This window comes from Nitrospira sp. Nam74 (assembly GCF_965152615.1).
In genome coordinates this window covers 3,375,517-3,394,841 of record NZ_OZ224220.1, presented here as the reverse complement: position 1 = coordinate 3,394,841, position 19,325 = coordinate 3,375,517, and the positions used below count along the sequence as shown (strand labels likewise).

Sequence of the window (19,325 nt, the reverse complement as noted above, 5' to 3'; positions counted from 1 at the left end):
CCCTCGATGTTCTTATGATACTGCAATGTTCTTATGCCGGTACTGACAGTGTGTAAGTAGCATGTCCGTTCGGGAAGTGGGTCAAGAAGGTGACCAAAGCTGATTCTATGCATAAGCTTCCCAGGGCTTATTGGATATACTCCGTCGGCCTCTTAGCGATTTTGCTCGCGCTCAGTCTAGGAATTGGTTTTGGACTCCAGGCAGCCGGGCACCATATCGAAGGATTGTTGGTGGAGTCCGCAGGACGCGGGCTCGTTCAATCTGCGACGGCACTTGCAGAATCCTTGAACCGTCTGCTGTTCGAACACGATTTACAGAGTCGGACGATTGCGCAAAGCCCCGTTTTACGCCACTCAGATCCCGATGCCCTCGCGACCTACCTCGGTAGTCTCAAATCGACATGGCCGGAGTACATGAATCTTCACGTACTGGATGGCAATGGGGCAGTGATCGCCTCGACAGGTTCCTTACCGAATAGGGAGAACCCTGACCGACATGCTCGGTACAAGAGGTTAGTGGATGACGGACGTTTAAACCTGGGCGGTGAGGATCTCTTTGATCATACTCATCGGACGATGCTGTTCCCTTCACGGATTATGGGGGACGAAGGCCAGGTGCTCGGTATCGTCGTGTTGGAGGTAGGCTTACGGAGTCTGGACTTTATTCTGGAGGGAGCCCGGCGTTCGCCGGCGCTGAGATCACCGGATGCGAGACTCGATTACCAGCTCATGACGAACGACGGTGTGGTTCTGTACGATTCGAGTCTTCATGAAAAGCTCTCGGGTCAGCATGCCGCGCAAGCAACGTCGAATGGGTTAGGAAAGGCAGGGTACCGGGAAGAACTCGACCCCGAACGGCATGTGTCTGTCATAACGGGATACTCGCCGGTGAATCGATACGGTCAAGTCCCCGGATGGCAATGGACACTTCTCGTCAGGACGGATCGGGAAGCGATTCTCACGCCGTTCCATCGGTTGGTAGCTACTACCATGATATGGGGTGGCATGGGACTCCTGGCGTTCATTGCGATTCTGCTGTGGATTATCGGCCGACTCAAGAAGGCCTCGGCGCCGCGAGCAGGAATCGCAGCGGCGACCACGGTGGTAGCACCTCACGTGACATCTCGGTTGCAGCCGGCAGGTCGAAAAAATAAGGAACCCGGCTCTCGGCTTCGTAAGCCTGAGCCGTCGCGTGCGGATAATCAACGTCTCATACCGGTCGAGCCCCTTACGGTGGATCCGGCACGATTGGAAGAACTGCGGCGATGGGTACGGCTGGCTGAGGTCAACCGTGTGTGTCTTTTTAAAAACCATCGAGAAGACGGCGAACTGTGGGCCAGCCGGCGTTATGAATGGATTGGATTGGGAGAGGTGGCCAGGACGGAGTGGTCCCAATGGTTCAGTTGGTCGCTCAGAGCAAAAGGCTTTTCCCGATGGGAGCATACGCTGGCGCAGGGACAGGTCATCAGCGGCGCCGTGGCCACCTTCCCCGCTGCTGAGGCGGCTGCGTTAATGTCATGCGGCATCCACACCGTCTTGGTTGTGCCGCTCCGTATCCGCGGCGAGTGGTGGGGGTTCATCGAGTTCGACCACTGCTTTACAGAACGAGTGTGGTCGGGTTCTGAGGAACAGGGGTTACGCGCCATGGTTGAACTTCTCGAAACAGTGATTCAACAGGCAGCCGGGGAGGAGCATCTTGAGCGCCTGTTGGCGATAATTGATACGGTCTTAGAGTCGACCGCGGATGGCATTCTCGTTGTCGATGGCGAAGGGAACCTGGTGAACTTCAATCAACGTCTGGTGGCGATGTGGAATATGCCGGATGCCGTGACAGAATCCAGGCTGACGGAAGAGCTGATGGGTTGGATGATGCGGCAGCTGAAAACTCCCGATGTACTGCTGAGAACGATGAGTGAGCTGGGCAACGAACCTGATGCGGAGAGCTATGATATTCTGGAACTCCAAGATGGGCGAATGGTAGAACGGTTATCGAAACCACGAAAAGAGGGCGATCGGTGTGATGGCCGGATTTGGATTTTCCGTGAATCGATTGCACTCAAACTCACCACGTTGAGTGTACACTCATCACAGTGAAACGATGTTGACGGAGCGGACTATGATAAAAGTATTGATTGCCGATGACCATGCCGTCGTCTTGGAAGGGCTGAAGCAGATTTTATCGGAGACGCCGGACATTATCGTCTCGGCCCAGGCGACGAACGGGCAGGAAGTGTTGGACAAGATCCGGTCCAACAATGTCGATGTGGTCGTGCTCGATATTGCCATGCCTGGACGAAGCGGACTCGATACCCTGATGCACATTAAACGGGAGCGGCCCAGTCTTCCCGTCTTGGTCCTGAGCGTCCATCCCGAAGATCAATATGCCGTCCGTGTGCTCAAAGCCGGCGCATACGGATATCTCACGAAAGACAGCGCGCCCGATCAGCTTGTATCGGCCATTCGTAAGGTCGTGACCGGCGGCAAGTATGTGAGCCCCTCGCTCGCAGAAAAGCTAGCATTCGACTTAGAATCTGATTCCGGTAAACCTCTGCACGAGACGCTTTCAGATCGCGAGTATGAAGTCCTCTGTATGATCGCCCTGGGCAAGACAGTTAAAGAGATCGCAGATAAATTGTCCTTAAGCGTCAAAACCATTAGCACCTATCGCGCCCGCATACTGGAAAAAATGAAGATGAAGAATAATGCTGAATTGACGCATTATGTCATCCGTGAAGGCTTAATCGACTAATCCCGCGTCCGTTCATCTCGCAGCATTCGGTAGCCCCGCCTCAAGTCAATAAATCTTAGGTAGCAGTTTGTAGTTCAATCGAGTCGTCGCGCAGGTGGCGATCCCATCGGACACATTTGACGTCCATGCGATATCCCCTGCGGCCGATCACATCCCAAGTTCGAGTATCAGGTAGCAGAAGAGCGTCTTCCCCGGAGCAAGAGTGCCAGGATCTTCAGTGCATTGCGCCGAACAAAAGGTCGTGAAAGGCCTCGATTACGTACACACTCCCCGTTAGTCACTTCAATGGAGTGTCCAGCTAGGGGCAGCGTAGGCTCAATGTACAAGTACGTACCACCTACTGTTTGTAAGAATACTACTAACAGGTGATCGTGAGAATTCCTACATTGCTTCCAGTGCTTTTCTGATGTTGTGCACCCCCAGAGCCAATTAGGATGCACGCAGCAGTCAGTCTGAGGATCAGAGAACAAAGCGAAGGTGGTTGGCTATGGCCGAGACGGAGGAAACTTTTTCAGATGTAGTCCGATTCGGCTCATCTGAATTGGACAACGTGCCAATGCATCACCCGTTGGACTGGAAGGCATTTGGATCCGGTGAGCATTGTATCCCCTCACTGGAAGACGCTGTATGGAGTACACAGGCGTCCGATGTATCCCCCTTTACGGCGCGCTGGGTATGGAAGTACCGGAAGAGTTCAGCGACTGCGAATGACGGAGCGCTGGCACCGGAGGACCGGAACACCCGCGTGCGCCGAAAACGTGTTCTGGTGCTCGGCGATGGCCCACTGGGAGACCGAATCGTCGCTGCGCTCGACCGCCATCCATCTTATGAACTGGTCGGACATCTTTACAAGCAGTGTGTCGCGGAGACGCCTGATGTTATTGATGGTGCGAATCATGCCGCCGAATCTTTAGCGCGACTCGAGCATATTGCCGTGCGAGACGGGATCCACCGAATCGTCGTGACCATGACCGAGCGGAGGGGGCTTCCGATGAATCAGCTGTTAGCCTGCCGGTTTCATGGCATGGTCGTTGAGGACGCCGTAGAGTTTTACGAACGGTTGAACCAAAAAATTGCCCTAGAGGGACTTACTCCCAGTTACCTCGTATTTCACGGTGGCTTTCGATGGCCATCACGGACGGTGAAGCGTGCAATAGACGTGCTTCTGGCCGTCCTGGCCCTGCTCGTGACCATTCCACTCTTTGTTCTGCTGCCCATTCTCGTCAAGCTCAGTTCGCCAGGACCGGTATTTTACCGGCAGCAGCGAGTCGGGTGGCAAGGACGTCGATTCACCATCCTGAAGTTTCGCTCGATGCGGACGAATGCCGAGGAGAATGGCGCGGCGATTTGGGCGGAGGAACACGATCCACGTGTCACTGCCGTCGGACGATTCATGCGCCGATATCGTATTGATGAATTGCCTCAACTCATCAATGTGCTGCGAGGGGACATGAGCATGGTGGGTCCGCGGCCGGAGCGGCCGGAATTTATCGGGCGGTTGACAAGAGACGTGCCGTATTACGCCTATCGGCTTGCAGTCAAGCCGGGCATCACAGGATGGGCTCAAGTCAAGTTCCGCTATGGCGCGACCGTTCAGGATGCTGCAGAGAAGCTGCAATACGACCTCTACTACATTAAACATATGTCCGTACGTTTGGATGGGTTGATTGCGTTGAAAACGATCCGCACCGTTCTCTCTCAATCCGGGGCCCGCTAGGCCGACCGTCAGGACCTCACTTATGAATGCATTAACCATCGATGTCGAGGAATATTTCCACGTGTCAGCCTTTGAGGGGTTTATCACGGCTCAGGACTGGCCGGCATACGAGAGCCGTGTCGAGCAGACTACCCATCGATTGTTGGAGCACTTCTCAGAAACCGGTGCAAAAGCCACTTTCTTTGTGCTTGGCTGGGTGGCGGAACGTCACCCGGGCCTGATACGAACGATCCGGACACAGGGACATGAAGTTGCTTCGCATGGGTATGCTCACCAGGTATTGACCGCCCTCACGCCGTCCCAGTTTCGAGCCGATATCCGGCGAGCAAAGCAGATCCTGGAACAGATTCTCGGCGAGCCGATCTTCGGCTATCGCGCGCCAAGCTTCACGATTATGGAAGACACGGTGTGGGCTTTACGGATCTTGGTGGAGGAAGGCTACCTGTACGACTCGAGCATTTTTCCTGTGTGGCATGATCGCTATGGACTTCATGGCGCGAATCCCCATTGCCATCGCCTCATGACGGCCGCAGGGCCTATCTGGGAAATTCCACCTTCGACCCTTCCGATCAGGAATATGCGGCTGCCGGTAGCCGGTGGCGGCTATTTCCGGTTATGGCCATATCGCCTGTTGAGACGGTGGTTGCGGACCATCGAATCTGCCGGGCATCCGCTGGTGGTCTACCTGCATCCATGGGAAATCGATCCGGGACAGCCTAGATTCCAGGTGTCGGCATTGTCTCGGTACCGGCATTACCTGAACCTTCACAAAACTGAAGCCCGACTCAGTCGATTATTGCGCGATTTTAGATTCGGCTCCATCTGCGAGACCATTGCACCGATCCTGCAGTTGACTCGTGAACGGGTCGCCTGATGCGGTTCGATCTTCAACGAAAGACCGTGCACAGGGTGGCCTCGGCGGCGCTAGAGGTTGTGCTATTCGATCATCCAGCGGCCTGGAACGCGTATGTGAGTTCACATCCGCGCGCGACGTTTTACCATCGCTTCGAGTGGTTGCCGCTGATTGCCCGCGTGTTCGGCCATCGCGTTCTTCCCCTGGCGATGGTATCGGGGGATCAGATCCTCGGTGTCTTTCCTTTGGTCCATATGCAGTCAACGCTCTTCGGCCGTGTCCTTGTGTCGATGCCTTTTGTGAATTACGGCGGTTTATTAGGCGACTCGGCTGACATCGAAGAAGCCCTGTGGGATGCGGCCATTCAGACGGCGCGGGAGCATGGTGTAACTTCTCTCGAGGCACGGCACCTGAACTCGCATGGATTTATCGAACAGGCGAAACAACACAAGGTCGGTATGACGCTCACGCTCGCTCCAACCATTGAGGCGCAGTGGAAAGCATTCAATGCAAAGTTGCGCAATCAAATTCGGAAATCAGAACTGTCGGGTTTGTCTATTCGAGTCGGCGGGGCGGCGGAAGTCGGTGCCTTTTATGAGGTCTTTGCGAGAAATATGCGCGATCTCGGCACACCGGTCTATGCCCGCGCATGGTTCACAAAGCTCTTCGAGGTGTTTCCCGAGGCCTGCCGGGTATTCACCGTGCGCGACCAAGAAACCGTCGTTGCCGCAGCGATTGCCATCGCACATCGTGGGACACTGGAGGTGCCATGGGCGGCTTCTCGACGCGATGCCTTGCCTCGGTGTCCTAACCACCGACTCTATTGGGAGCTGATTCAGCATGCCATCAAAGCCGGGTTTAGCAAGTTCGACTTTGGCCGCAGTAGTCCGGGGTCGGGCCCGTATAAATTCAAAGAGCAGTGGGGCGCTGCGGAGGTTCCACAGTTCTGGGAATACTGGACGGCCACAGGGTCGTTGCCGAACCTGACCCCGCAAAATCCGCGCTACGCCTTCGCAGTTCAGATGTGGAAGAAGTTGCCGCTGAAGGTGGCCAATACGGTAGGTCCGTGGATCGTGCGCAATATTCCATGACCGGAGATGTACGGTGACTCATTCCCCCGTCACGGTCATGTGCATTGTCGGTGCACGACCGAATTTTATGAAGGCGGCGCCGGTGATTGAGGCGCTGGAGCGTCGAAAATGGGCGACGGTCACCCTCGTCCACACCGGTCAGCATTACAGTCGAGAGATGTCGAATCTGTTTTTCGACGCGCTCGGCCTGCCCACTCCGCAGGTCGATCTACAAGTCGGGTCCGGCCCTCACGGCGAGCAGACGGGACAGGTCATGATCCGATTAGAGCCGCTACTCGAGCAGCGACGGCCGGATCTCGTCATTGTGTTCGGGGATGTCAATTCGACAGTCGGGGCCGCCCTCTGTGCGGCCAAGATGGGTATTCCTGTCGCACACGTCGAGGCCGGGCTGCGAAGCTTTGACCGAACTATGCCTGAAGAACTGAACCGGATCGTGACGGATCATCTCTCCGACTTCCTCTTTACGACAGAACGCAGCGGCCGGGAGAATTTGCTGCGGGAGGGACTGCCGGAGGACAAAATCTGTTTTGTGGGCAATGTCATGGTAGATACTTTGTTGAAACATGTGGAGCAGGCGCGGCATTTACAGACGAGGCGGACACTGGGGCTTTCAAGACAAGGTTACGGTCTGTTGACGTTACATCGTCCGAGTAATGTAGACCACGCCGACACGTTCAAGGGAATCATAGCCGCCATCAACGAACTTGCCACGGACCTGCCCATTCTTTTTCCGTGTCATGTCCGGACGCGGGAACGCTTGACGGCCATGCCAGACCTGCTTCCGGTAGAAGCCGGTCGGCGCGGCATTGTTCTTCTCGAGCCTCTTGGATATCTCGAGTTTCTCTCGCTGATGTGTGAGGCGCGTCTGGTGCTAACCGATTCCGGGGGTATTCAAGAGGAAACGACTGTATTAGGTGTCCCCTGTGTGACGTTGCGTCACAATACCGAGCGTCCTGTCACGATCGAACACGGGACCAATACGCTGGCGGGGACGAATACCGAGCGTATTATCGAAGCCGGTCGCGCCGTCCTGTGCCGGCAGAACCCGCCTCGGCGGCCGCCGGACTTGTGGGACGGCCATGCGGCCGAGCGGATTGTCGACGTCTTGGAGCGACGGTTCCATCCAATAGCCTCAGTGGCGGAACGGACGCATACAGCTACGACCGCCCGCTCAAGCACCTGGGCAGCGCAGTCACATTTGCAATAGAGGAGAGGATTTATGGTTCTTGCTCCAGAGAGTCTCTTACGACCTCTTCGAGCCGCTCGGCAGTATTGGCAACTGCCGATGGCGGCGCGGCAGGCAAGCCGGTATGACCGCCATGGGCTGCCGACAGAAGACCCTGGAATTGAAGAGTGTGTGGACGCGGGCATCGCCTGGCTCACGCGCGCTCAGGACCATTCTGCATCGCACGACGGCGGAGTGGCTCGTCACTTCAGTTTAAGCACAGGATGGAGCCCATCGTATCCGGAAACGACCGGGTATATCGTGCCCACCTTGTTGACCTACGCCGAGTGGCGACATGACGACGAGGTTCGTACTCGCGCGGCACGCATGTTGGAGTGGCTGGGATCCATACAGTTCCGTGAGGGTGGATTTCAAGGGGGAATGATTCTTGAGCAGCCCGTTGTTCCCGTGGTGTTCAATACCGGACAGATACTCATCGGACTTGCCGCAGGGGTCCGGTCATTTGGTGAACCCTATCATGACTCGATGATTCGAGCGGCGGATTGGTTGGTCAGCGTGCAGGATGCCGACGGATGCTGGCGGCGGCACGCATCGCCGTTCGCGAAAGCGGGAGATAAAGCGTATGACACCCATGTCGCCTGGGGATTGTTCGAGGCGGCGCGCGTTGAACCCGGTCGGCGTTATGCCGAGGCGGCCATGGCGAATGTACGATGGGCGCTGTCTCTGCAACGATCCAATGGATGGTTTGACGGTTGCTGTCTGACGGATCCTTCGCAGGCGTTGACCCATACAGTGGGATATGTGTTACGGGGCGTCTTGGAAGCCTACCGCTTTACTCGTGAGGCGTACCTGCTCGACGCGTGTCGGCGTACGGCCGATTCGCTATTGTCGGCCTTGGACAACAACGGATTTCTGCCGGGGCGGCTCCAGGCGGATTGGCGGCCGGCGGTTTCGTGGGCTTGTCTGACCGGGACCGCCCAAATTGCGATCTGCTGGCTGCTGCTGTATGCGGAAACCGGCCGTCAAGAATATCTGGAAGCGGCGTCTCTGGCGAACCGGTATGTACGCCGAACGGTCAGTGTAGACGGCCCGCTGGATGTCCGGGGAGGTGTGAAAGGATCGTTCCCGATCGATGGCGGCTACAATGCCTATCAATATCTCAACTGGGCCTGCAAGTTTATGATCGATGCCAATTTACTGGAACGCGCGATACGAGCGCGCTGACGTGATGCTGGAATTCCGGGTTCACAGGCATCCTTCCAAAGAACGATGCGAACGCATGGCGGTCATGTCTCCCGCCAATCCATTCATGACGGCGGCGTATCTGAACGCGCGCATGGCATTGGGAGGAGAAGCGTACATCCTGTCGGTTGAGGAGGTAGACCGGATGGAGGCTGCGTGTCCGGCAGTATTGCGTTCCGGCTATCTCACTCGGTCGCTCGAAATCATCTCCTTACCGTTGTTGCCTGATCCTGACGTATTTTGGCGAGGTCTCCAGACATGGTGTCGGCAGAAGCATGTGTCGCATGTAGACGTCAACAGCTTCAACGCTGAACAGGCATGCGTTCCCCTCTTAGACGGAGAATATCATCGCCGCGACCGTTGCGAATTTGTACTTGATCTTTCTGAAGAGAAATTGTGGGCACGGCTATCATCCAATCATCTGCGGAATGTCAAGCGGGCTCGAAAAGGACATGTCACCGTGCAGCGATCGAGGGAGGTTTCCGCCTGTCGGATTCACGTCGACTTGATGGCCTTATCATTGACCCGCCGCCGTGTGCGAGGTGAACAAGTGTCGCACGACATGACCAATCAGCTTGCTGAAGTGGCGGCTCTTGTTCAGAGCGGGGCAGGGAACATATTCCAGGCGGTAGCCAATGGACAGGTCCTCTCATCGATTCTCGTGCTGCAAGCCGAGCGAGGCGGGTATTACCATTCGGCCGGCACGAGTCCCGAGGGAATGGAGTGTGGCGCTTCGCATCTGCTTGTCCACGACATTGCGGCCACGTTACAAACCGAGGGGCACCGGCAATTTAATCTCGGAGGCGTAAGTGAGGCAGGCTCGGGGCTGGAGCAGTTCAAACGAGGGTTTGGTACACGTCCTATTAACCTGCAAGCCGTGCAGTGTTCGACGGCCACCCGAGTAAGGCGTTGGCTTGGGGCCGGGGCCAGTATGCTTCGCCATGTGGCGACTGCAGGATCCGTACGATGAATCCCGTCCTCATTGTCGGCGACGAGCCGCGTATCGTCGTCAATATTGCACGATCGCTCCACCGGCACGGCGTGCCGGTGGATGTGGCAGTGAACTCGTCCGACCATCCAGCATTGCGTTCAAAAGCCGTTCGACAGTGCCTCATGCTTCCCGCTTCGACAGAGGAGCGGTCCCTCGCCCATGCCGTCCTTCTCGAATACATCGAATCGCACCACTATGATCAGCTTATTCCAGCCAGTGACACGGCGCTTGCCTTCGTGGCCGACCACTATGCACAATTGTCTGACCTGCTGTCCGTCAGCTGTCCTCCGCCTGATGTTGTAAGGCGAGTGTTGAATAAAGCGGAGACATTGCGGTTGGCGGAAGACTGTGATGTGCCCATCCCAAAAGCGTCCAGGATCTGTTCACTAAAGGAACTCGCAGAACGTCATCAGAGCCTTGTCTTCCCTGTCATTGCGAAGCCCTGCAACAAAGGGCATCAAGCAGCAGGGACATTCAAGACACGCCGTTTCGAGACGATAGAAGAATTGCACGAAGCCTTCAGGGAAAATCCGAAGTTTGGGATCCATAATCTGATTCAAGAGTACTGCCCAGGTGAGGGCATCGGGATTGAAGTTTTGATGCGCGGCAACCGGCCCGTCGCGCTATTTCAGCATCGTCGGCTCAAAGAATTGCCGGCCACCGGCGGCGTGAGCGTACTGGCGATTTCAGAGATGGTGGATCCGGTCTTAGAGGACCATGCGTTGAGGCTGTTGCGTGCGATGAACTGGGAAGGTGTGGCGATGGTGGAGTTTCGCGTCGATAGACGCACGCGTCAGGTGGCACTCATGGAAGTCAACGGCCGTTATTGGGGCTCGTTGGGCCTGTCAATCATGGCCGGGGTGGATTTCCCCTGGTACGAATGGCAGCTCGCACACGGACAATATCCCGACGTGAACGCACACTACCGCATTGGCGTGTCGGCACGATGGACCAGTGGGGCTATTCAGCGGATGGCCGCAACAAGCGAATATGAACGGGAGCCCCGGACAGTGTTGGGCCTTAGCAGGGAGCTGATTGGATTCGCCCATGATTGCCTGCCTCCAACGCGCGATCTTCTGTGGTCAGCCAGCGACCCGCGTCCCGGCTGGCATGAAGCCATGGCGGCGGTTCGTACGCTCGCCCGAGGCGTAGTGAAGCGTCTGGTGACGCCCGTGATCCCAGAAGCTGTGCTGAGCCTCCGGCGTCGAAGTCGCGTGCTGGGCACGCGAGCCCGACGCATGTACATCTGGATGGCCATCACACGGGGGCTGAAGCTCAGACGCGATCGTTTACCGGAAAGTTTGCAGCGAATCCAATCGGTGCTGTTTGTATGCCATGGCAATATTCTGCGGAGTCCTATGGCTGCCGCTCTCTTTAACCGAGCTTCGGGCGTATGTGATCGCGCGATCGATGTGCGCTCATGTGGATTACACGCGAAGCCATTCCATCAGGCCGATCCGCGAGGCGTGGAGGCCGCGCAAGAGCTCGGCATCGACTTATCAGATCATCGGGCCGATCTGCTCACGCGTGACATGGTTGGGCATGCGGACGTCATTTTCGTCATGGACCAATTCAACGAGGCGGAGCTTCTGGCTCGCTATCCCCATGCTCGCCATAAAGTGTTTTGCCTCAGCCTCTGCCATGCATCCATGAAATCCTGTCTCGATATCCAGGATCCATACCATGGGGATCTTGATGAGGTGCGGCATTGCTACGAGACGATCCGGGTGTGCATTGCAGGATTGGTCTCCCGGCTCAGCGACGGCTCCGGGCAGACGCGCGTAAACAACGCCGTCTATGGCGGCCACCAGGAGATCCCATCGGTCACTGAGTCGATGCCCGCTGGACATCTGCGATCATGACCAAAGAGTCGTCATTAGAACTCGTCAGCGTCGTGATTCCCTGTTACAAACAGGCTGATCTTCTAGGTGAAGCCATTGAGAGCGTGCTGGCTCAGCACCATGCTCGGCACGAAATTGTCGTGATTGACGATGAGTCTCCGGATAATCCGGGAGCGGTGGCGGCCGGGTATTCCAACGTCCGTTGTATTCGGCAGCGCCGGCAAGAGCGTTCGGCGGCAAGAAATCGAGGACTGGAGGAATGCCGCGGTGAGTTTGTTGTCTTCCTGGATGCAGACGACCGATTGTTACCGAATCATTTTACCTCCTGTCTTGAGGCCTTTCATCAGAATCCAAACCTGGCATTGGTTTGCGGCGATTATCGTTGGTTTGGGGGGGTGAGCACCTGGCACGTGCACGATTGCCGCCCGCGGCCGGACCATTATGCCAGCTTGTTGCGAACGAATTTCATTGGGGCACTTCACGCCGTGATGTTTCGGCGGGACGTCCTGATAAATATCGGCGGATTCCTGCGCGACTTGACCATGTGCGAGGATCAGGAACTGTATTTACGCATTGCCCGTCGTCATCCGATTCATTGTCATCATCACGTTATCGCTGAGTATCGGCGGCATGGACAACAATCGTCCCAACGATGGGACCTCATGCTGCAGAACGCTATGCGCATGCTGGCGTGGCAGCGGAGCGCTGTGACAGGTCGTCCGGACTATGAAGAGGCGTGGCGCATCGGTCTCGACCATCGGCGACGTTTGTATGGAGCGCCCTTGGCCTGGGCCATGGTCCATGCTGCGCGGTCGGGCGAGTGGAAACGAGCCGCCAGATTGTTCTATGTACTACTTCGGTGGCACCCCCTCGGCCTCATCGGATTGATTCGACAGAAGGCAGAGCGTTTCAATGTCAATGCCGCATAACTCATCCGAGACAAATGCAGTTACCCCGGTCATTCACCCCGAATGCGTCAGCGTGGTCATTCCCTGCTATCAACAGGCCCAACTGCTGGGAGAGGCGATTGAAAGCGTGCTGAGCCAGACGCATCCCCATTATGAAATCATCGTGGTCGATGACTGTTCGCCGGACCAGGCGGCCGACGTTGCCGAGCGCTATCCCGCGGTGCGTTATATTCGGCATGCGCGCAATGCCGGTCCTTCTGCGACCCGGAATACAGGTATCAAGCATAGCAGCGGTCGCTATCTCGTGTTTTTAGATGCCGATGACCGTCTTCTGCCACACCATTTCACCATGGCATTGGCCGTCTTCCACCGACACCCTGACCTCGCCCTCGTCTGCGGGGATTTTCAGTGGTTTGGATCGGAAAGCACATGGCATAGGCACACGTGTTCCGATCAACCGGATCATTATGCAGCCCTGCTCCGTTTTGGTTTCATTGCGCCGCCGTGCACAGCCATGGTCACCCGCGAGGCGGTGACGGCCGTCGGGGCCTTTCGGGAGGACCTGCGTTTTAACGAAGACCGGGATCTGTGGCTACGGGTGACGCGGCGCTATCCTATCCAATGCCATCATCAGGTCGTGGCCGAGTATCGACGCCATCCCGATCAATTGACCCAGAGATGGGGGGTCATGCTTGAGACCGGCGTATCGGTGATGCGTGACCAGCAGCCATTCGTACAGGACAACCCGGTTTATGCAGCGGCTTTGCTCAGTGGAGTGCGGCAGTACCAGAGAGCGTGCGGGCCTCCTCTTGTCTGGCACATGATCGCCGACGTACGGGGCGGACGCTACCGTGCCGCCCTCAAATCGTTCTGGATCCTGCTGCGGTATTATCCGCAGGGCTTCCGGGAACTGGCGACGGCAAAGCTGAGGCGCCTTGTCGGGCCCGAACGGCAGGTCAGTGAGCATGGCAAATGAACCAATTCATGTCCGATGATATGGCGCGAGAGATGAAGGCGAAGGCGTTGCCGGTCGTAAGCGTCGTCATTCCAAGCTACAACCATAGCTCTGTCGTTGGCGAAGCCATCGACTCGGTTTTGGCTCAGACGTATCCGCATCATGAAATCATTGTCGTGGATGACGGTTCAACCGATCGGACGGCAGAGGTGCTCGCAACCTATCCCGGTGTTCGTTATGTGCGACAAGAGAATCGCGGTTTGCCTGCGGCTCGCAATAGCGGGGTCCATGAGAGCCGCGGCGAGTATCTCGTCTTCCTGGATGCTGACGACCGGCTTCTTCCGGAGCACTTCGCGCTCAGCCTGGACGCATTTCGATCCCATCCGCAGGCGGGGTGGGTCTGTGGAAACTTTCGTTTTCTCGGCTCCGATCCGACATGGCGGCACGTGCACCGATGTGACCGGTTTCATGATGACTTTGCCACACTCCTCCGAATGAATTTTATCGCCGCCATTCATACCGTCATGTTTCGCCGTCATGCGCTCGAGGCGGTTGGCGGGTTCAATGAGCGGCGGCGCGCCAATGAAGATCACGATCTGTTTTTGCGGCTCGCCCGTCGGTTTCCGTTGCACTGTCATCATCACACGATCGCGGAATATCGGCGAAATGGTCAGCAAATGTCGCAGCAATGGGACATCATGCTTAAATTTGCGACCCAGACGTATCGAGCGCAGTGGAGTCATGTGCAGGGGCACGCCGTCTATGAGGAGGCCTACCGGCAAGGCCTCTCGCAAGTTCGGGCGCATTATGGCGAAAAAGCGGTCTGGCAAATGGTCAATCATATGCGAAAGGGCGACTGGAGCAAAGCCGTGCAGGTGGCGGCCGTGCTCATGAGGTGGTATCCGCACGGTCTGTTCCATCTCATCGAAGGCAAGGTATCCAGGATGCTGTTCCGTTTCGAAAGGCCACATACTTCATGAAGGAACGGATTGCGAAATCAGTCTTTTGGCTCGTGTGGTCACGCGGCGGCGTGCAAGTGCTGTCCTTTATCAGCACCTTACTCGTCGCCCGCTGGCTCAGTCCCGGTGATTACGGGCTGATGGCGCTCGTTGGAATCTGGACGGGCACCATTGTCATGGTGGCGGATATGGGCCTGGGATGGGCAATCGTTCAATTTGACGATGTCCAGGAGGGAGAACTGCAGAGTTGTTTTTGGCTCACGCTGATGACGACGTGCGTGGTCTATCTGTCGCTGTATGCGCTCGCGCCGACTATCGCAGGGTGGTTTGCGAGCCCCCAGTTCACGGACGTCTTGCGGGTCACCAGCGCCACGATTTTGTTATTCGCTTTTCGTCTGGTGCCGGACGCGCTGCTGAGGAAGCGATTGGAGTTGGACAAGATCGCCAAGGCGGAAATTCTGTCGGCCCTCGCATCAATTCCCGTCATGCTCCTGCTGGCATGGAACGGCGCCGGGGTCTGGGCCCTGGTCTTCGGAAGTATTGTCCAAGCCATTACCGCGTCCAGTGCGGTGATTGCATTCTCACCGTGGTGGCCGCGGTGGCAATTCAAGGGCGGGCGCCTCCCGGCCATGTTGCGATTCAGCGTGTCGGCCATTGGGGCGAACCTCGGTTGGTCGGTGTATTCGCAGTTAGACAGCCTGATCGTTGGGAAACTGACGAATGAACAAACGTTAGGTATCTATGCCATGGCGAAGCAGTTGGCCATCATGCCGGTCACCAAAATTTCCGCGGTGGTCAATCAATTGGCGTCGCCGATGATGGCACGGTTGCAACAGGACCAGGAGCGTTTGCGCGCCTCTTTTCTCAGACTCGTTCGACTGGTGACCTGCGTGACGATGCCCCTTTGTGTGGGCCTAGGACTCATCGCCAATGATTTGGTACTGGTAGCCCTGGGCGAAAAATGGGCGCCTGTCGTGCCGCTCTTTCAAGTGTTCTGCGTCTATGCATTGACTCATTCAGTCGAAGTGCTGTTACCCCCGGTGCTGTTTGCCCGGTACCGGTCAGGGTTCATGTTGAAATGGACCCTGGGGTTACTGGTCGCGATGCCGGCCCCTTTCGTGATAGGAGCGCAATGGCATGGTGCGATGGGCGTCGCGCTTGCCTTAGTGCTTATCTATCCCATCGCCATGGGATGGATGGCTCGCGAGGCGCTGAAAGAATTACATCTGAGCCCCAAAGAATTGTTCCGCCAGTTCGCCCCTGTCGCGATTCCCACGCTAGTCATGGCCATTGCGGTGGTGGGTGTGCAATGGGGCCTTCCTGCAAATGGCTTTGGCCCGCATCTCGCCAGACTGATCGCTTCGGCGAGCCTTGGAAGCATCGTATATGTGGCGGCCGTAGTGATCATGAGGCGCTCACTCGTGGATGAGGTGTGCGAAGTGGTGGGATGGGTGATCCGACCGAAGCCAGGAGCGGGACTCTCCACGCTGGTTTCGCGCGGAGGCGTGTCGGCGCCGTGAGACCATTGGAGAAATTGCGATGTGCGGCATAGCAGGGACGCTCCGACATGACCGGAGTCCGGTCGAACGGGTGACGCTTGAACGGATGGTGCGGGCCATGGTCCATCGTGGGCCAGACGACGAAGGAGTATGGCTTGATCGCACGATCGGATTGGGGCATCGGCGGCTCAGCATCATCGATCGAGCGACCGGTCATCAACCTCTGTGCAATGAAGACGAGAGCGTCTGGATTACCTTCAACGGGGAGATCTATAACTTCCAGGAGATCCGAGAGGAACTGCTGGCGAATGGGCATACCTTTCGGACACGGAGCGATACGGAGGTCATCGTCCATTTGTATGAGGACCTGGGTGAAGGCTGTGTCCAACGACTGCACGGTATGTTTGCCTTCGCCATTTGGGATCGCCGCACGGAGACGTTGCTGCTGGCGCGGGATCGAATGGGTATCAAGCCGCTGTACTATGCCGCCACCTCCGCTGTGTTCGCCTTTGCCTCGGAGGTCAAACCGCTCCTGACGATCGATGAGATTCAGACATCGCTGAATCACCAAGCGTTACATGATTATCTGACCCATCGCTATACGACTGCCCCCGCAACCATGTGGCAGGACATTAGGAAGCTGGAGCCCGGCTATCTGATGATTGTCAAGGACGGGCAGACGTCGAAGAAAGCATACTGGGATTTGGATTTCAGCAAAAAGCTGGTTGCCTCCGAAGAGGACATGATCGAGGAGTGCAAGCGGCGCCTTCGTGCCAGCACGAAGAGCCATCTGGTCGGTGAGGTGCCCCATGGAGTGTTCCTCAGTGGAGGGCTGGATTCGACCGTGATTACGGGGTTGGTGTCGGAGTTGTCGGGCAAACAGGTCAAGACGTATTCGGTCGGTTTCGCTACGGCCACGGGAGATCGGCATGATGAGTTGCCGTATGCGCGAGTCGCCGCGGAGTATTTCAAGACGGATCATCATGAGATCCTGATGACAGGGCAGCAGTACGCGGACGGCTTGCAAGATTTTGTGCACTACATGGAAGAGCCGATGGCGGATCCCTCTTCGGTGCCCTTGTACTACCTTTCTCGATTGGCCAAGCAATCAGTCACGATTATGTTATCGGGCGAAGGCAGTGATGAATTGCTGGCAGGCTATAGCTTTTGGCAGCCCTTAAAGGGATACCGGCGAGCAGAATGGTATCATGCCATTCCACGGCCTCTTCGTAGGTGGGGTATCAAACCGTTGAACGATCTGCTTCTACGATCGCCTCGGGTCGCCCGGTATCTCAAGTTGGGAGAGCGACCCCTCTCTGACTATTTTCAAACCACTCCGGCTCAGATGACCTATGTCTTTTCTGAAGAGATGAAACGAGCCATATATGGACCGGCATGGGACGGGTTAAGCCTCTCATCGTCAGATGGCGTCATTCGTGGGGCGTACGAGCGAGCCGCCTCATTTGAGCCACTCGATCAAATGCTCTATGCCTATTCCAAACAATGGCTTCCAGAGGATCTGCTTCTCAAGGCGGATAAGATGACGATGGCTCATTCCATCGAATTGCGAGTGCCGTTCCTTGATCATTCTTTTGTCGAGTTCGCGGCCAGCTTGCCTTCCAACATGAAGCTGCGCCAGACCGGCCGGAATAGGTACAGCGAGAAGTACATTCTCCGGAAGGCGGTAGAAGGGTTGATCCCAGATGCCGTCCTTAATCGGGAGAAGGTCGGATTTTTTGTGCCCGTGTGGACGCTGTTCCATACGGACTTAAGAACAATGGCGTGGGACTTATTTCGTTCGCGCTCATTTACCGAGACAGGGCTATTTGACGTAGAAGGCATAGCGCGATTGTTAAGAGAGCACCCCGACGACAAGGGAGGCCATTGGTGGTGGCTGTGGCCGTTGCTGGTGTTTGCGATTTGGCAACAGGAATATCACCACGTGACGTAAAGCAGGGCTCCTCCTGCAACAGGCCGGATATGAAGCGTGTCTTAATCATCAGCTATTACTATCCACCTAGTCCGGCCGTGGGCGCGGTGCGGCCCAGTAAATTCGCCGAGTATCTCCCTGCGTTTGGATGGCAGCCGACGGTCGTGACGGCTTCGCCTCCGTCAACGTTGCCGAAGAGTCCTCAACAAAAGAGTGTCGGGCATGAGGAGGTGCGTCCCGCCGTCTGTCACGAGACAGAATGGCCGCATCCGTTGAAGGCTTACGAACGAGTTCGAGAGAGAGCGGCTGCCAAGCGAGGCAGGGCCCAGGAGCATGCGGCCAAGGTGATTCTGCCGTACGCACAGTGTTACGACTCAACTCGCTGGGGGATGAAGCGTTGGCTGCTCGCCTTTCTATCGCTACCCGACCGTGAAACCGCCTGGCTTGTGCCTGCGGTGCTCCGCGGTTTGCGCGAGATCCGAAAGACCGGTACGCGACACATCATTACCACCGGCCCGCCGTTCACCTGTCACCTCGTGGGGCTGGCACTCAAACGCCTGACCGGGGTGCGATGGATCGCTGATTTTCGCGACCCCTGGTCCTTACGCCATAAATTTCCCGTGTTTCGCAACGGCGTGACAGATAAGGTCGAATCAGGGCTCATTGCAGCCGTTATGCGGCATGCCGATGTCATCCTCTCGGTGACGGACGCGATGACGGAGGAGGCGAAGCACGAACATAGCGGCGTGCCAAGGGAACGATTCCACACGCTCATGAGTGGCTTCGATCCTGAGGACTTTTCCGGCATCAAGTGGGCTCGACCATACCCCGACCCTGTCATCTTTTCCTATTTCGGTACCTTCTATCATGGGCGTACGCCGGAGCCGTTTCTTGGCGCCCTGAAGAGTTTGCTCGACGATGGTTCCTTGAAGCCGAGAGACATTCGCGTACGGTTCGTAGGGCAAGTGGGTCTTGCCGATGGACAGCCGGTGGCCGAGATGCTCCGATCGCTCGGCGTGGAAAGCCTCGTCAGCCTGCATACTCCCGTTCCCCGTCGTGAGGCATTGAAGCAAACGTTGGAGTCGCACGTTGTCCTGGTGCTGGATGAACGGCATCCAGTTCAGATCCCGTTGAAACTCTACGATGCCATGGCGGCCGGCGTCACCGTATTCAACGTTGGGAGCGGTGGGGCCGCCGCCGATGTGCTACGGCGAACCGGGCGAGGTGTGTCGGTCAGTTACGAGCGTCCAGCCGATATACGGGCAGGGATTTTGGAATGTGTGACACATGCGCGTTCGGCCGTTACCGCGTGGTCTACCAGACCGTGGGAAGATCCGGCGATCCAAGAATTTCATTTCAGCCGTCTAACCGGCCGTCTCGCCGGTTTTCTGGAAACGCTGTAATT

At 56.8% G+C, this 19,325-nt stretch carries 15 protein-coding genes; all 15 read left to right on the top strand.

Annotated elements, in window-relative coordinates; all coding sequences use genetic code 11:
* Positions 1 to 107 precede the first annotated feature (107 nt).
* The gene (locus ACWHYZ_RS15760; RefSeq protein WP_447983631.1) at positions 108 to 2,093 is read left to right on the top strand and encodes a GAF domain-containing protein; all 1,986 of its coding nucleotides are present in this window, start codon (positions 108 to 110) and stop codon (positions 2,091 to 2,093) included.
* A gap of 22 nt (positions 2,094 to 2,115) precedes the next feature.
* The gene (locus ACWHYZ_RS15755; protein WP_447983630.1) at positions 2,116 to 2,748 is read left to right on the top strand and encodes a response regulator; all 633 of its coding nucleotides are present in this window, start codon (positions 2,116 to 2,118) and stop codon (positions 2,746 to 2,748) included.
* Between the two features lie 487 nt (positions 2,749 to 3,235).
* Positions 3,236 to 4,465 (top strand): exopolysaccharide biosynthesis polyprenyl glycosylphosphotransferase, encoded by a 1,230-nt coding sequence (locus tag ACWHYZ_RS15750; protein WP_447983629.1) that lies wholly within the window; start codon positions 3,236 to 3,238, stop codon positions 4,463 to 4,465.
* Positions 4,466 to 4,487: 22 nt separating this feature from the next.
* Entirely contained in the window at positions 4,488 to 5,339 is an 852-nt protein-coding gene (locus ACWHYZ_RS15745) for an XrtA system polysaccharide deacetylase (RefSeq protein ID WP_447983628.1), read from the top strand.
* Positions 5,339 to 6,409, top strand: a complete 1,071-nt coding sequence (locus tag ACWHYZ_RS15740; RefSeq protein WP_447983627.1) for a FemAB family XrtA/PEP-CTERM system-associated protein — start codon at positions 5,339 to 5,341, stop codon at positions 6,407 to 6,409. Before ACWHYZ_RS15745 ends, ACWHYZ_RS15740 begins: the two co-directional genes overlap by 1 nt.
* Positions 6,410 to 6,422: 13 nt before the next feature.
* Positions 6,423 to 7,616 carry a non-hydrolyzing UDP-N-acetylglucosamine 2-epimerase gene (gene wecB, locus ACWHYZ_RS15735; RefSeq protein ID WP_447983626.1) on the top strand — a complete coding sequence of 398 codons (1,194 nt, stop codon included), beginning with the start codon at positions 6,423 to 6,425 and terminating at the stop codon, positions 7,614 to 7,616.
* A gap of 12 nt (positions 7,617 to 7,628) precedes the next feature.
* A complete protein-coding gene (locus ACWHYZ_RS15730) occupies positions 7,629 to 8,819 on the top strand; it encodes a hypothetical protein (protein WP_447983625.1) in 1,191 nt (396 codons plus the stop codon).
* 55 nt (positions 8,820 to 8,874) lie between these two features.
* A complete protein-coding gene (locus tag ACWHYZ_RS15725; protein WP_447983624.1) occupies positions 8,875 to 9,807 on the top strand; it encodes a GNAT family N-acetyltransferase in 933 nt (310 codons plus the stop codon).
* Entirely contained in the window at positions 9,804 to 11,690 is a 1,887-nt protein-coding gene (locus ACWHYZ_RS15720; RefSeq protein ID WP_447983623.1) for an arsenate reductase/protein-tyrosine-phosphatase family protein, read from the top strand. Before ACWHYZ_RS15725 ends, ACWHYZ_RS15720 begins: the two co-directional genes overlap by 4 nt.
* Positions 11,687 to 12,598 (top strand): glycosyltransferase family 2 protein, encoded by a 912-nt coding sequence (locus ACWHYZ_RS15715; protein WP_447983622.1) that lies wholly within the window; start codon positions 11,687 to 11,689, stop codon positions 12,596 to 12,598. Before ACWHYZ_RS15720 ends, ACWHYZ_RS15715 begins: the two co-directional genes overlap by 4 nt.
* Positions 12,582 to 13,553 (top strand): glycosyltransferase family 2 protein, encoded by a 972-nt coding sequence (locus ACWHYZ_RS15710; protein WP_447983621.1) that lies wholly within the window; start codon positions 12,582 to 12,584, stop codon positions 13,551 to 13,553. Before ACWHYZ_RS15715 ends, ACWHYZ_RS15710 begins: the two co-directional genes overlap by 17 nt.
* The gene (locus ACWHYZ_RS15705; RefSeq protein ID WP_447983620.1) at positions 13,550 to 14,512 is read left to right on the top strand and encodes a glycosyltransferase family 2 protein; all 963 of its coding nucleotides are present in this window, start codon (positions 13,550 to 13,552) and stop codon (positions 14,510 to 14,512) included. The genes ACWHYZ_RS15710 and ACWHYZ_RS15705 overlap by 4 nt, the downstream gene beginning before the upstream one ends.
* Positions 14,509 to 16,011 carry a lipopolysaccharide biosynthesis protein gene (locus ACWHYZ_RS15700; RefSeq protein ID WP_447983619.1) on the top strand — a complete coding sequence of 501 codons (1,503 nt, stop codon included), beginning with the start codon at positions 14,509 to 14,511 and terminating at the stop codon, positions 16,009 to 16,011. The genes ACWHYZ_RS15705 and ACWHYZ_RS15700 overlap by 4 nt, the downstream gene beginning before the upstream one ends.
* Positions 16,012 to 16,030: 19 nt before the next feature.
* Positions 16,031 to 17,941: an asparagine synthase (glutamine-hydrolyzing) gene (gene asnB / locus ACWHYZ_RS15695; RefSeq protein ID WP_447983618.1), complete on the top strand. Its 1,911-nt coding sequence runs from the start codon at positions 16,031 to 16,033 to the stop codon at positions 17,939 to 17,941.
* A 29-nt stretch (positions 17,942 to 17,970) separates the two neighbouring features.
* Positions 17,971 to 19,323: a hypothetical protein gene (locus tag ACWHYZ_RS15690; RefSeq protein ID WP_447983617.1), complete on the top strand. Its 1,353-nt coding sequence runs from the start codon at positions 17,971 to 17,973 to the stop codon at positions 19,321 to 19,323.
* The last annotated feature ends 2 nt before the right edge of the window (positions 19,324 to 19,325 follow it).

Bases quoted from the DNA above. Each gene is read 5' to 3' on its own strand.
- ACWHYZ_RS15760 (WP_447983631.1), top strand. From the start codon at position 108: ATGCATAAGCTTCCCAGGGCTTATTGGATATACTCCGTCGGCCTCTTA.
- ACWHYZ_RS15755 (WP_447983630.1), top strand. From the start codon at position 2,116: ATGATAAAAGTATTGATTGCCGATGACCATGCCGTCGTCTTGGAAGGG.
- ACWHYZ_RS15750 (WP_447983629.1), top strand. From the start codon at position 3,236: ATGGCCGAGACGGAGGAAACTTTTTCAGATGTAGTCCGATTCGGCTCA.
- ACWHYZ_RS15745 (WP_447983628.1), top strand. From the start codon at position 4,488: ATGAATGCATTAACCATCGATGTCGAGGAATATTTCCACGTGTCAGCC.
- ACWHYZ_RS15740 (WP_447983627.1), top strand. From the start codon at position 5,339: ATGCGGTTCGATCTTCAACGAAAGACCGTGCACAGGGTGGCCTCGGCG.
- ACWHYZ_RS15730 (WP_447983625.1), top strand. From the start codon at position 7,629: ATGGTTCTTGCTCCAGAGAGTCTCTTACGACCTCTTCGAGCCGCTCGG.
- ACWHYZ_RS15725 (WP_447983624.1), top strand. From the start codon at position 8,875: ATGGCGGTCATGTCTCCCGCCAATCCATTCATGACGGCGGCGTATCTG.
- ACWHYZ_RS15720 (WP_447983623.1), top strand. From the start codon at position 9,804: ATGAATCCCGTCCTCATTGTCGGCGACGAGCCGCGTATCGTCGTCAAT.
- ACWHYZ_RS15715 (WP_447983622.1), top strand. From the start codon at position 11,687: ATGACCAAAGAGTCGTCATTAGAACTCGTCAGCGTCGTGATTCCCTGT.
- ACWHYZ_RS15710 (WP_447983621.1), top strand. From the start codon at position 12,582: ATGTCAATGCCGCATAACTCATCCGAGACAAATGCAGTTACCCCGGTC.
- ACWHYZ_RS15705 (WP_447983620.1), top strand. From the start codon at position 13,550: ATGAACCAATTCATGTCCGATGATATGGCGCGAGAGATGAAGGCGAAG.
- ACWHYZ_RS15700 (WP_447983619.1), top strand. From the start codon at position 14,509: ATGAAGGAACGGATTGCGAAATCAGTCTTTTGGCTCGTGTGGTCACGC.
- asnB (WP_447983618.1), top strand. From the start codon at position 16,031: ATGTGCGGCATAGCAGGGACGCTCCGACATGACCGGAGTCCGGTCGAA.
- ACWHYZ_RS15690 (WP_447983617.1), top strand. From the start codon at position 17,971: ATGAAGCGTGTCTTAATCATCAGCTATTACTATCCACCTAGTCCGGCC.